This is a genomic window from Microcoleus sp. Pol12A5, assembly GCF_036701435.1.
GTDB lineage: Bacteria > Cyanobacteriota > Cyanobacteriia > Cyanobacteriales > Microcoleaceae > Microcoleus.
In genome coordinates, this window is sequence record NZ_JAUBQU010000060.1 from 25678 (window position 1) to 38967 (window position 13290).

At 45.2% G+C, this 13290-nt stretch carries 11 protein-coding genes and 1 pseudogene; 6 read left to right on the plus strand and 6 right to left on the minus strand.

Annotated elements, in window-relative coordinates; all coding sequences use genetic code 11:
- The first annotated feature begins 57 nt into the window (after positions 1–57).
- Positions 58–2127 (plus strand): AarF/ABC1/UbiB kinase family protein, encoded by a 2070-nt coding sequence (locus tag QUA45_RS17010; protein WP_333221647.1) that lies wholly within the window; start codon positions 58–60, stop codon positions 2125–2127.
- Positions 2128–2206: 79 nt separating this feature from the next.
- Here the strand turns inward: QUA45_RS17010 and QUA45_RS17015 are convergent, their stop codons facing one another.
- Both QUA45_RS17015 and QUA45_RS17020 read right to left on the minus strand, forming a co-directional pair.
- Entirely contained in the window at positions 2207–3316 is a 1110-nt protein-coding gene (locus QUA45_RS17015) for a hypothetical protein (RefSeq protein WP_333221649.1), read from the minus strand.
- 56 nt (positions 3317–3372) lie between these two features.
- A complete protein-coding gene (locus QUA45_RS17020; RefSeq protein WP_333094537.1) occupies positions 3373–3612 on the minus strand; it encodes a hypothetical protein in 240 nt (79 codons plus the stop codon).
- A gap of 180 nt (positions 3613–3792) precedes the next feature.
- Here QUA45_RS17020 and QUA45_RS17025 point away from each other — a divergent pair, with 180 nt between their 5' ends.
- On the plus strand, positions 3793–4083 hold the full coding sequence (locus QUA45_RS17025; RefSeq protein WP_333094538.1) for a hypothetical protein: 291 nt from the start codon (positions 3793–3795) through the stop codon (positions 4081–4083).
- 245 nt (positions 4084–4328) lie between these two features.
- Positions 4329–5282: a hypothetical protein gene (locus QUA45_RS17030; protein ID WP_333094539.1), complete on the plus strand. Its 954-nt coding sequence runs from the start codon at positions 4329–4331 to the stop codon at positions 5280–5282.
- A 282-nt stretch (positions 5283–5564) separates the two neighbouring features.
- Here QUA45_RS17030 and QUA45_RS17035 read toward each other — a convergent pair whose 3' ends face one another.
- Positions 5565–5834, minus strand: coding sequence for a hypothetical protein (locus QUA45_RS17035; RefSeq protein WP_333221651.1), 270 nt, complete (start codon positions 5832–5834; stop codon positions 5565–5567).
- 114 nt (positions 5835–5948) lie between these two features.
- Here QUA45_RS17035 and QUA45_RS17040 point away from each other — a divergent pair, with 114 nt between their 5' ends.
- Positions 5949–6245 (plus strand): CHAT domain-containing protein, encoded by a 297-nt coding sequence (locus QUA45_RS17040; RefSeq protein WP_333221653.1) that lies wholly within the window; start codon positions 5949–5951, stop codon positions 6243–6245.
- A gap of 164 nt (positions 6246–6409) precedes the next feature.
- A complete protein-coding gene (locus QUA45_RS17045) occupies positions 6410–7417 on the plus strand; it encodes a tellurite resistance TerB family protein (protein WP_333221654.1) in 1008 nt (335 codons plus the stop codon).
- Between the two features lie 467 nt (positions 7418–7884).
- Here the strand turns inward: QUA45_RS17045 and QUA45_RS17050 are convergent, their stop codons facing one another.
- From QUA45_RS17050 to QUA45_RS17060, 3 genes are all read right to left on the minus strand, one after another.
- A complete protein-coding gene (locus QUA45_RS17050) occupies positions 7885–8448 on the minus strand; it encodes an RNA-binding protein (protein ID WP_333094544.1) in 564 nt (187 codons plus the stop codon).
- 994 nt (positions 8449–9442) lie between these two features.
- Positions 9443–12016 (minus strand): M48 family metalloprotease, encoded by a 2574-nt coding sequence (locus QUA45_RS17055; RefSeq protein WP_333221656.1) that lies wholly within the window; start codon positions 12014–12016, stop codon positions 9443–9445.
- 4 nt (positions 12017–12020) lie between these two features.
- Positions 12021–12143, minus strand: a complete 123-nt coding sequence (locus tag QUA45_RS17060; RefSeq protein WP_333094546.1) for a hypothetical protein — start codon at positions 12141–12143, stop codon at positions 12021–12023.
- A 168-nt stretch (positions 12144–12311) separates the two neighbouring features.
- Between QUA45_RS17060 and QUA45_RS17065 the strand changes: the two are divergent.
- Positions 12312–13290: pseudogene (locus QUA45_RS17065) on the plus strand (hypothetical protein); the annotation flags it as partial.

Sequence of the window (13290 nt, forward strand, 5' to 3'; positions counted from 1 at the left end):
GTCTTCTTCCTTAAATTGTTACAATATATTTACAATGCTTCACACTAGGTCTGATTTATGAATGTCAAGACAGTATCGCCAGCCTCCCCGCAAACTTATGTAAATTCAGGGACTCAGGCTGTACTCGGCAATCTCCAAGATGCAAATACAACTCCCCTGCAAGCAGTACCAGTATCACTAGAGACGGATGTCGTAACGGACGATCGGCTCAAATCAGCCAGAGACATAGCTTTCGAGTTGGCCGGAGATGTTGTTCGGTACGATCCAGTTGCGATCGCAGCCCTGTACCGAAATCGACCTCTACAAGTCTGGGGAAGGCTGTCGAGCGTTGTTTGGACATTTTTTAGCTTTGCCTTCAGTGTGTGGTTCGACAGCAAAACAGGTCGTACCGCCACCAACCAAAAGCGTCGCGCCGTCCGACTGCGAGAAATTCTGGCCCAACTCGGCCCAGCTTTCATCAAAATCGGACAAGCACTCTCAACACGGCCCGACTTAGTACCGCCAGTATATTTAGAAGAACTAACAACGCTGCAAGACCAATTGCCAGCATTTCCGAACGAAGTAGCGTATCAATTCATCCAAGAAGAATTGGGCGCCCACCCCAACGACATCTACGCAGAAATCAGCCCCGATCCGATCGCAGCAGCATCTCTCGGACAAGTCTACAAAGGCAAACTCAAAACCGGGGAAACAGTCGCAATCAAAGTCCAGCGACCGGGTTTAGCCGAAAACATCGGCTTAGATATCTACATCCTGCGGCGCGTTGCAGTTTGGGCACAAAACAACTTCAAAGTAATTCGCAGTGACCTCGCAAGCATTATGGACGAGTTGGGCGAGCGCATTTACGAAGAAATGGACTACACCCACGAAGGTCAAAATGCCGAACGCTTTGCCAAACTCTACGGCCACATCAAAGACATTTATGTTCCCAGCATCTACTGGGAATATACCCGCCGCCGCGTCTTAACAATGGAGTGGATCACCGGCATCAAACTTACGAATTTAGAAGCCGTTAAAGCTCAAGGAATCGATGCTCCTTACTTAATTGAAGTGGGGGTGCAGTGTTCTCTCAGACAGCTCCTAGAACACGGTTTCTTTCACGCTGACCCGCATCCCGGCAATCTTTTGGCAACTCCTGACGGTCAATTAGCTTATCTCGATTTCGGGATGATGAGCGAAGTTAAACCTTATCAGCGATATGGCTTGTTGGAAGCTGTGGTGCATTTGGTGAACCGCGACTTTGAAGGTTTAGCAAAAGATTACGTGAAGTTGGAATTTTTAACGCCAGACACCGATTTAACGCCAATTATTCCAGCTTTGGCGGGCGTATTTAACAATGCTTTGGGTGCTAGCGTTGCTGAACTAAATTTCAAAAGCATTACTGACGAACTTTCGGCGGTGATGTACGAATATCCTTTCCGAGTTCCAGCTTACTACGCTTTGATTATTCGATCGCTCGTCACGTTAGAAGGGATTGCCATTAACGTTGACCCCGAATTCAAAGTGTTGAGCAAAGCCTATCCTTACGTTGCAAAACGGCTGTTGAGCGACCCCGCACCGGAATTGAGAGCATCCCTGCAAGATTTGCTGTTCAAACAAGGCGAATTCCGCTGGAACCGCTTAGAAAACTTGCTCAACAATGCCCGCGAGAGCGACGATTACGATGTCAGCAAAATCTTGAACCAAGCTTTAGAATATTTATTTTCCGAAAGAGGAGATTTCATTCGCGATCGTATTGTCCTGGAATTAGTCAAAAGTCTCGACACACTTTCGAGCAATGCTTTTGCTAACGCCAAAGCAGTCGTCGGCGAATGGTTTGGAGTCAAGGCAAATCAACCTGTGGTTTCACCAACTGAACAAAAAAACTTAGAACACATCAAGCGGATTTGGGATATTTTGCAATCAACTCCCGGTTTTGACACGATGAAAGTATTGCAGCTACTTCCGCAGTTGTTGGTGAAACCGGAAGTGCAGAACATGGGCCAAAAAGTAGTCGGCGGTTTAGCTCAAAGAGCAGTTGCTAGGGTAATTCGTGAGTTTTTGCTTTCGCAGGAACCGGATGCGATTCCTGTGAATGGAAGCTATGCTAAAACTTCGCCTCAGTTGTCTTTACCTGCTGCGAAGTAGTGGGATTGGGCGTTTTTTTGACCGCAGATATTAGCAGATAAACACAGATGAACGCAGATGAAATTTCGTCTGCGTTCTTTTAATTAAGCTTGAATCCTTTAGCGGCTAATTGCTGACGGAGACTTTGAATAATTACGCGATCAAGAGTATTTTCCCCACTATTGGTACTAGATTGGCGCTGTTGTTCAATATATGCTGCACGCTTTTGAGATAAGTCGCGGATGGTCTTTTTAATCGCCTCTCTTTCTGTTTTCTTTCCAGCTACATATGCTCTTTTTTCTGTTAGCGTCATCCCTCGCATGATTTCTGGTAAATTATCATCGGATATTGCCTCTAGTTTAACTGTTCCGTTTTCCAGAGCATCCAGCAAGTCCCAAGAAGCATTATCATAGTATTCAGAAGCTTTGGACGCACTACGCAAAACCCTATTGCTGCCAGCATTACTATCTTCAACTGCTTGACGTTGTTGTCCTATTCTTCCTTCTTTACCGTAGGGAATGTAGGTTTGATTGAGTTTAGTATTCCAAGTAGAAATTTCGTCGTCGTAAGGGGACTTAATTACCACAATTTGTTGGTTTTGATTAATGTTGAAGCTACTGCCTTTTGCTAACTCTGCTCCTGATGCCCAAAGTTGTCGCTCCTGACTTTCGGCTGAACCACAGTAGATTGTATTAACGAGAGTATCGCCTTTGACAGCGAGATTGACAGATTGATTCCAAACTATTGGGCCTTGATCGAAGGGTTCATTACCCGCAATAAAAATCACGCGAAAATCTTCCTGATTTTTACTCCAGTTTAATTCTTGCATTGCCGAACGAATTACCCAGCCAGCATATTCTTGACCGCCGTTGGTTTTGATACTAAATAGCTTTTCGGAAACTAAATCTAATTCAGGAGTAAATCCAGTTAATAATCTCACAAAACCTTCCGAAGAAGGTAAAGTGTCATTACCATAATGGTAGAGGGCAACCTCTAACTCTGGCACTTGGCCTTCTTTGGTTACTTTAGTTAAAAAATTAACAACTTGCCAAAGTTGAGTACGAGTCTGGTCAATCAATCCATCCATGCTATTACTAGAATCTAAAAGGATGGCGATCTGAATTTTTGCTTTGGCGAAAGCTGCTGTGGGAGAACACAAGATACTTAGAGTTAAAGCTGTAGTGAATAAAATTCTAGTTAGTTTTTGCATGGAATTTCCCCTACAAATTTATTTTTTACCCAATTATAGTCAGCCATGATATAGATTTAGTTCCTGGTGTCAAGTAACTTGTAACAAGACGTTACATTTGCGATTAATTCAGTACAGGACTTACGCACTCCGACGAAAGAAACCGGGTTTTTTACCTTGGGTGTGGACTGCAACGTTCTAGCAGTATTTGTTAATGCTGCATCAGGAGTTTTATAGTTTTCTAAATGAACGCGGTTTAGGGAAACAACTACTTGTACGTGGTGGTACTTTGCGGGCGTTAATTGATATTCAGTCATCGGTTTTTCTTTTTTATCGTCACAAGAGTAATAGGTTTTTCCGTTACATCTTATTATGGGTTAGAGTTGCTTTTGGGAAAATAAAACAAATTTACTGAATTAACCGCAATGTTCACCCTGCTTGTCCGTGGGCTATCATAGAAGGAGTCACAGAAAAGCGTAGCGATCGGGAGTCAATATATGCAGGTAATTCTTTTAAGCCGGGAAGAAGTTGCACGACGTGCAAAGCAATTGTACGAAAGCAACATCCCCCAAAAGGTCGAGGTGGAAGAGAACATCGGCAAGATGGTCATCATCGACATTGAAACAGGTGATTATGAAGTCGATAAAACTGGATTGCAAGCATCTCGTAACCTTAGCAAGAAGCACCCAAACGCTCGACTTTTTATTCGCATTGGATCTAACGTTGCTGTCTCATTTGGTGGTGTCATGAGCGTGTCTGCAAGTGATTTCTGGGATTGTGACAAATAGACACGCAACTGTAACGCTGACTTTCTTGCTACGATCGATAAGTTGTAGCTGTCGTCAAGGTTGCAAATGCGATCGCTCTTTCCTATAGCTCGACAATTTACCATTTACAAGTCTCTACAACATCAGGTCACTTTTTCTCACCGACAGGGCGATCGGGGTGGTTTATTGGTTGAGTTAAGGTAGAGTAGAAGGCCTTCAGATTGTTCAAAGTTAAACCGCTAGCGCAAAGTGTGGTGTGGTATTGTATGAATAGAAATTATCATCGAAAGATTAATCAAGATGAGCGATTGAGTATCAATTCGGGTCTTTCCTCTTCTTTGAGAAAAAAATACTCGATTACTATCATTATCTTAATCATATTAAGCGTACTCAGTATTTCTCTTAAATCGGATAAAGTTAACAGCAACATTTGGAGTTTTTCAGTTGAATTAAAGGTTACATCGGTAACTTTACTTCTTCTCTTTCTTTTTTGGATTCCTATTTTACTTCCTTGGTTTCTTTCTCAAATTCCGCAAGTGCAAGGTTCTTTAAATTGGTTACGCGAACAAGGCATTGAGGAAATTGAGACTAATCTACTGAGAATAAAACTAAAATATGGTGTTCAAGAAGCATCAGAAAAATACGAAGAAAAAATATCCGATATTGGGGCTATAAATCTAACATCTCAGGAAACGCTGCAGCAGCTTGAGGGACGCTATCGAGAGGCCATAGCTTTAGTCGATCCTGCGAACGATATAGATTCAACGGAAGCATTGAAGCGGATAGATCAATTGGCTGGCTATTACGATAGGGTTAGAGATGAAATGCCCTCTGGACGTAACCGCACAAAATTAATGCACGAAATTTCCTCAACAATGTGGACTTTAATTCCTAAAGTTATAAATTTTCCTGTTCATGAAAGACTAAATAGCCAGAAGGGGGGAGAGCGTTTGTCTGCTTACAAGCACGTTGAGTGGAACACATCAACTGATTATATAAATTTGTTAGTTTCTAGAGCAGTTGGTATTATGGAGATGCCCTACACTCAATACGCTGCTTTATTGGCGCTAAGAAGAGTGGTAACAAAGAATCAATTTGCTCCCAGTAAATCAGCAGAAATTATCAATATTTTGAACTGGTCAGCAAATCTTGATTATATGCAGCCAGAGCGCCGAAAATTAATGATTGAAATTGCTTCCCTACTAAAAACAAAGGCATAAAGCCTGCTAGTTCCACCGCATAACAACTCGCTTGCACCCGACCGAATCAACGTCATGGGGTTAGGCACGAAAGGTTATTGGCAGCCTCTGAACAGCAACGTTAGAACGAGCGACGCACCATACCATGGATTGCGACAATAGCTAACCCGGATTTGGTATTACAAACCGCAACAACTGCAAAAACCCGGTTTCTTCAAGAAACCGGGTTTTTAATGTATTCGATCGCCCTCAACCAAACCTACAATTACTTCACGCTAGAAATGCCAGTTAGATCGCTATTTGCTAGTGGTTTCTGGGACTTGCAGTAGGAGTAATTAAGAGGCCGCTGTCCTTAGTAAAAGTATTAGCAGTAGGAGCGATCGCGCCACTCAAACTCGCGGCTTGCAAAGGCAGAATTGGCTGAGTTTGAGCTCTGGTTAAAGATGTTAACAAGCTGTTAGAGTCGTAGATGAGAATGTCATCCTCAATTCGACTAAAGCTTTTCATCATTGGAATTGAACCGCTATTTAGCAAGATATCGTCGGGGATAGTATGGGCAGAATTTACTGTCAAACTACCTGTATTAGTCGCTGCTGTTGACGGTTGTAAGCTGAGATTTGCGGGCGCGGGAGTCGTGTTATTGGGCTGAGTAACAGCAAAAACCGCAAAAAACCGGTTTTTTTTGGTTTGGATGCGTCCAGGACGATAGGATTTAAGGGCGATCGACCTTACAGCCTTAAGGATGTCGCCACTTTAGCGCTGATGACGCAGTTTTATGGCAATTTGCGATCGCAGCCAATTAAAGCTGAAGCGCTCAGAGAAGCTCAACTGGCAATGATCCACAAACAAATTTTAGTTAAAAACGGTCAATTGTGGGGAACTCAAGGCGCGATCGACCTTACTCAAGCTACACAAGTAGCAAATGCAGAGTTCTCTCACCCAAAGTTTTGGGCCGGATTCACAATAATTGGCAGTCCTTGGTAAATTAATTGGAGATTGGATATTCACCAGTGGTCAGGTGTAAGGCTAGACGCACCCCACATTGACTGGTGGGATTTTGCAAAAACTAAATGTATCCCTGACGACTATCTTTTTATGTCATAAATTTGCTATGAATAGCAAAACTAAACACTAGCGGGGCAAAACCTGTGGCCAAGTTTGATAAAATATTCAATTCAGAAGACCAATCCGAAGCAAGCTTGACTTTAGAAGAATCCGTAGCAGCGGTAGCATTTGTGGCAGCAGAGGCAAATTCCCCTGACACGGATGCTGATATCTTAGAAAGCATACTTTGGGAATCAGAAATCTTTGCTGAATACTCGGAAGATGATATGTCCGCAATGTTTCAAAGATTCGACGGTATTGTCGCCCAAGACGGTTTAGGAGCATTATTTAATACTGCTTGGGAATCTATGCCAGATGAGTTAGTTTTGGATACTTTTGCAATAACCGCAGCAATGTTTGTCGCAGATGGCGAAATATCCCAGAAGCACGAGGCTTTTCTCCAAGAATTCCAGCAAGCATTAGGTGTGGAAGAGGAGGAAGCTGCAGAAATTATTGAGGATGTAATTGGTGCTTACTCCGAAGTAGAGGGCGAAGAGTCTGATTTCGATGGGGCATGGTATGTATCTCCGGAAGGCAATTTTAGCGTTCCCATTCCAGTTGACGAGGAACGAGGTGGTAAAATTGATGAGCAAGAAAGCTGTGTCGCATTTTCAGACGACTTTGGGGTTTTGCTGAAAATTGATTATTTCCCTGTTGCTGGTGAAGTTGAAGAAACAATCGAGTCGGTTGGCGAGGAAGCTTATCTCAAGTCTTTTCTCGACAATTTTGTTTCTCAGGCAATTCTTGCTAATGTTCCCAATTCTAAGTTACTCCACGCAGAATATTTAGAAGATGAAGAAGCTTATTTCGTGGTTTTAGATTTGCCTGGGGGTGCAACTATCAGCGTGCAGAAAAACGATGGCCCTCTGACTCGGTTGGATGCTTACCGGGGACTTATGGCTTTTATTGCTGACGATTTTTGCTACACGGTAAGCTGTCAGCGAATTTATCAGGAGGGGAATGAGTTGGGTTCCCTGGAGTCTGAAGTTGAGGGAATTATGAACAAGATTTTTGAGTTTATTGAGACAATCGAATTCGGGCCTATCGAATAAAGATGACTTGTTTAGACGGGCTAAAAACCTGGTTTCTTTCTAGATGTTTCGCTGCTCAACTCTATATTTTCACAGAAACCGGGTTTTTTTGCCAACCATTCTCACGATATTACATCGTGTCCGGTCGATCGACCAAAATCAAAATTTTTATAGGGAGGAATTAAATCCTCACTACTTGCGCGATCGTGGTTATTTTACCGCACTGCGCTAGATATTAGAAATAAGAATTAAATAACCTGCAATGCGTGATTATTCTTGTGGGATGGGCGTCTCGCCCGTCTATAAAGGACGGGCGAGACGCCCATCCCACAGGCTTATGCAAATTATTTAATTCACGATCCTTAGAGGTTTTTACAATAAAATTGTGCGATCGACAACAGGCTTTTTTGACCGATTCTCGATCGCACTTCCAGATACATTCAGTCAACCACAGTCGAGAGGCAGCAGCAATTAGCCGCCATTTGCGACTAATTAGTAGTCTGAGCTTCCACCAATCTTTGCTTGAGTTCTTCCAGAGCACTCGCCCAGCGCGGATCTGGCTGCACTGAGCCGGAATCAGCGCTCGACACCGTTGCTGCTGACTGATTGCGGCGAGACTTGTTGTTGTCACCCCGACGACGATTGCTTTTGCTGGAACCGCCTCCACCTTGGGTAGGGGGAGCCGAGCGCTGCTGTTGCTGCGGCGCAGGTACAGGCATAGGCACAGACGCAGACGCCGACACCAATTGCGGTGACTGCGGCGACTGCTGCTGATCGTCTTCGCCCTTCTCTGATTTACCCTTAGAGCGCGGCAATGCCTTCTCTATTTTCAGCGGGTTTTCTTTGAACATCAAGCCGTTGTATTTCTCAATAACTTGGTCGGCTTGTTCGTCGGTTAGCACCGTCACAAAACCGAATCCTCTGCATTTTCCAGTTTTGCGGTCTGTAATTACCTTGGTGGTAACAGATTCGCCCTCCGGCGCAAAAACTTCTTGCAATTCTTGGCGATCGAGTTCCTTCGGTAGATTGCCAACATAAAGACGAATAGACATGAAAAATTCCTCCCGACTTGGATTTTAATTAATTTGCTCGAACAGAATCACCTGAAGTCAACTGAATATTGACTTCAGACAAACAGCACATAACCCGAGAATTGGCGCATTCCTCCCACCAACCTTGACAGCTCCCCCCACCTTTTAGAACAAAAAGATGATTTACTCTGATAAGGCCGGAACTTAACCGCCGATGCAGAGAGCTTTTAAATCTCAGGTTGTTGTGTAAACTTTTAGTCATCACTCAAATGTTTAGGCTATTGGCTATTCTGTATTACTTGCTTCCGGTTTTGATTCAGAATGTTTATAGCCAGCGCCGTCTAGAAATTTATGTCCAAGGATGTCAATTGCAAGCGATCGGAATGCCAGTATTCAGTTTAATACAGTGATGGATAAAATGGCTAACATTTTTTCAGCCAGTAATCTTACCTCGCTCCTAATGTCGCTCCTAATGCTGAGAACTACTCACTTACCCGCTATCCCTTAAATCAGGCCCGGCAGAGTCCGAGCATTCTTTAAAGGTATCACAGCCTTGGTAACAGAGCTAGTTATTTAGGAAGATTTCAGTCTGAATTTAACGGAAACCACATCTGAATCACTTTTGAGAATTCATCCCGCCCAGCAAAAATAGCGGTCGAAAAAAAACAGCCGACAAGCGGCTGGCTGTACTTGCTGTGTTGGGATGTTGACAATTTTTACGCAATGCCTTAAGGGATTTTAGCCAACTGAAGTTATCGCGCTGTTTCGTTCAATTTAATTCCTGTAAACTAATGTAACAGGCTGCTGGCAAAAAAGCAACTTTTCTTTACGAAGGAAGAGGCAAGTTCGGCAACAGATTTTGTAACGGATGTAACGGATTTAACGGATGTAAGGGATAGACTGTAGGGTGCGTAGGGAGCAACTTCAGAATCCGATCGCCAATCCCCTGTTTAACTCAAAACCGAACGAGGATGCGCGTTGTTGGCGACTCACGCCACAATCCGATCGTTATTCCTCACCTAGGGCCCTGGATAATGATGTATGCGCCCCAAAAAGCAGCAGCAAAAGCCAAAATCGCCGACCAAATCGGATGTCCGCTGTCACTGACTTTCCCTCCTTGACTGCGGAGACTTTCAAGGTCGATCGCCACAGTAGCACCCCGGCGCAGCCAACCAGTCGCCACAACAGATGTTCCGATCAAATCGCTGGGGCGAGTCGTCTCTTTGAACAAAAATGGCCACAAAGAGCCAATGTAGCCAAACCTCGAAACATAGTGCAACCTCACCAACCCTGTCGCCGTTTGCAAAATCAAATCTTGTCCCAGCCAATTACTCATACCCGATCGACCCAAAAGTTGCCCTTCCAGCCGCACCGGTTCAGCATCCAGCGGCAAACTATCGGGATTTGACAAAATTTCCGGCAAACTCGGCGAAGCGGTTTCTCGCGGTGTAATGTCCGGGAAGAAATAATTGATCCGCATCAAAGTACCGATGCTAAATCCGATCGGCAAACAGCCCCAAAGAATCGATCGATCGCCCCAAAGCCAATCCAACTGCCAAATACTCGTCCTCGAAAAAATCCCCCCAATCAGCCAAAGCACCCCGACTATCGCCAAACTCATCGGAATTCCAAAAAACGGCGCACCCTGTAAAAATAGTTTTGAATCTTTAAATTCGAGTATTGACTTAAACAGAGATAATTTTCCTTTGCGGGGTTGTTCTTGCACTCCCGCGTTTGCCAAATCTAACTCTGTCTCTAGCTTCCAGAATTGAGCATAAAGAGCCAACAGCTTCAAACGCTCTCCCAGCAAAGGATGCGCGCGGTTAACCGTCAACCAATTGCGTTCGCGATTGCTGACATCCCACAGCAAAATCTGTTCTAGCGGCGCGTGTAATGCAGCAGAACCAAGGGTTACAGCTTGTCCAACGCCTACAGGTAACAATAGATCGAAACTTTCCAGGAAAAAGCTAGTTTGTTTTTGCTGCTCGATATTATCAGCAATGCCGATCGCAATTTTAGACAATGCCCGCGTCAAACCGTTAGGATTACCCGTAATTTCCGCAACAGTGCGATCGCTAAAATATACTCGGCGGCGCGACAGCCACAACATCGGCCAGCGCAACAACTTATAAATCCCGTAACTAATAGCAGAAATTGCAGCGGCCACAAATTTGACAGCAGAACGCAAAAACTCGATCGTCATTAAATCACACAACCGCTCTTGCCAGTGCGCCACCTGCCAATAAATCAGGTAAGGAATCTGAATCACCAGCAGCGCCAGCGACATCGGCGCAAAATCCCAGTGAGAGATATGGCCCAACTCCCGGGCGAAAATAGTGGCAATTTCATCATCCGTCAACTGTTCCAACAGCCCGCGACTCACAGCAATCCGAGCAAAACGGGGCAAACAGCCGTAACTGAAAGCTACAGGAACATTCAGCGGCAAGAGTTTCAGCACCGGCACCGGCATATTTTGCTTGGTACAATAACTTCGCAGTACCCGACTAGCTTCCTTGCTGTGCTTCGATAAAACTGACCCGCGCAGAGTTTCGATGCCGCAAAACAGTTTCAGCAGCGCGTCTATCAGCCAGGGAGACGAGGCCAAAAGCAATCCAAAAACCATCTGAACAAACGGAGTTGGATCGCGGTAAAAAAGCTGAATCGGCGCGAAAATAGGCAGTCTACTGAATATGTAAAGCTGAACCAACAGAGAATTAGTGTTTGTCAGCAGGAATTGCAGGATAAACCGGGCTAGGAAAAATAGGGCGATCGCACTTGCAACGGCTTGCAGCCGAAACTCCAGCAACTTCAGCGGTTTGAGGGGGCGCGGGCTTTTCGCGCGCCCTGCTTCGCGCCAAGTGAGTTGGTAAGTATCTGGGCTGGCGACTCCGGGGATATCTGTTGGGGAACCGGAACTATTTTCGCCGCTAATTTCTGCGGTATCCGGTGCAGTTTCGGTCGAGTTTTCCAGTTCAGAAGTCGGGCTTGTGGGGGATGGAGGTGGCGGGGAAATCGGTTGCGATTTGGCGTTTCCAGGCGCTGCAGTCGGCTCTAAAGGTAAAAATCCTGTTTTTTTATCTGCGGTCGGTCGTAGCGAAGCGGGGCGTAAGCCATCGCCCCCAATCGATTTTTTCGGCGATTTTGTTCCGGCATCAAAGGCGACAAAGCCTGTTTCGGGGGGAGTTTCTGGGGATTTTGGTTTATTTGCCGGTGGTTTTGAGGGGCGAGGGGGGGTTAATTCTGTTAAAGCGCGATCGGCCCAAGTTTTGACTTGAGAGTTGGGACTTTTGGCGAGGGAAGAGCACAGGGCGATCGCCTTTTTCCGATTACCGGTTGCTTTGTACGCAGCCACTAACCCCATCTGCGCGCGGATTCCCGACGACTGATTGGCGGCGGTTTGGGTAACGGATTCTAAAAGGGCGATCGCGGTGGGGTAATCCTGCTGTTTCAAAGCTGCTAGCCCAGCCTCTAGAGACTGTTTTGCAGATGAATCCGCCGGATTTGGATTAGTGGGAGGTGCCATGACTGTGCTTTCGCTAGCGTCTTTTCTAAGATAGCTTGGGTGGTCGATCGATAGCTGTTCTAACACAGCTCTATTTCTCTGTCACCATTTGTTGCAGTTTCTTCGGCGGTTGAAACCGCTTAATAGTCAAACTTTCGGCCACTCCCAGCACACGATCGTTGCGATCGGGCAGGAGTTTAAACCCCTGCCTCAAAGTTAAAGTCTTCGCTATGAAGACTGAAGATTTATGCTAAATCCGGGTTAAATACTTCCTTTATCTCTTAGTCCGCGAAGGCGTACTTTGTTTGACAAGAAGCGATTTCAATCGCCGATTCAATCTAATTTTTGCTTATAATTAAATTAACACCTCACCCGCACACTTATGCCAATTGACGACGAAGATTTTGAAAGCGAATCAATCGGGGACGATCGCAAACTCCAACTCTTCACCGACAGATACGAATTTACCCGCCGATTTGCCTTTTATTTAAACGAAGACCCGCCTCCAGAACAAATTTTGTATTTTTTCGGGGATGGAGGCAACGGCAAGTCATTGCTGCTAAAACACTTGGAGTTTCACTGCTGCAAAAGATTTGCACCGGAGGTGTGGCAAAAATGGCGCGAACTCCCTGACTCGCAAGCCGCCGAAGTTGCTAATTTCGTCCGCTATGCAGCAGCTAAAACCTACACTCCCATCCCCGCAGTCAGGCACGATTTCGGATTGATACCGATTAAAGAAGATAAACCGCAAGATAGATTTTACGGCTTGCTGATGCTGCGGCGCAATATTGCAGCAGGCACTAAAAAATATAAATTTAAATTTCCCAATTATGACTTTGCTTGCTTTTGGTATTTGCTGAACAAAGGCGAATCACAGGCAACTCTCAACCAACTTTTCCCCGATGATGTGGCGGAATTGGTGGTACCTATAATTGAAACTTTTGCAGATTTTCCGGTGGTGGCGCAAGCGGTGGCGGTGCTCAAAGGGATAGATAAATTGGGCGGCATCAAGCGGGCGACGAAATTAATTCAAAATCGCTTGGGCGTCAGCGATGAAAAGGCGGAGGAAATTCGCCGTCTAGATATTGATACTGAGTTAACCGACTGTTTGCCGAAATTGTTTGCTGGGGATTTGAATGCGGCAATGGCTGGCAAAAATAAACCCGATCGCCTCGTGATGCTGTTCGATACTCACGAGAAAATGTGGGATGAAAAACGCAATTCTCAAGGCGCAACTTTTTGGTATCAAGATGAGTGGTTTCGGCGGTTGTTGAGGGCATTGGATTACAAATTGGGGATTGTAGTTGTTGTGGCGGGGCGAGAGTGTCCGGTGACGCAATTGCGGTGGCCGAATGCGTCGA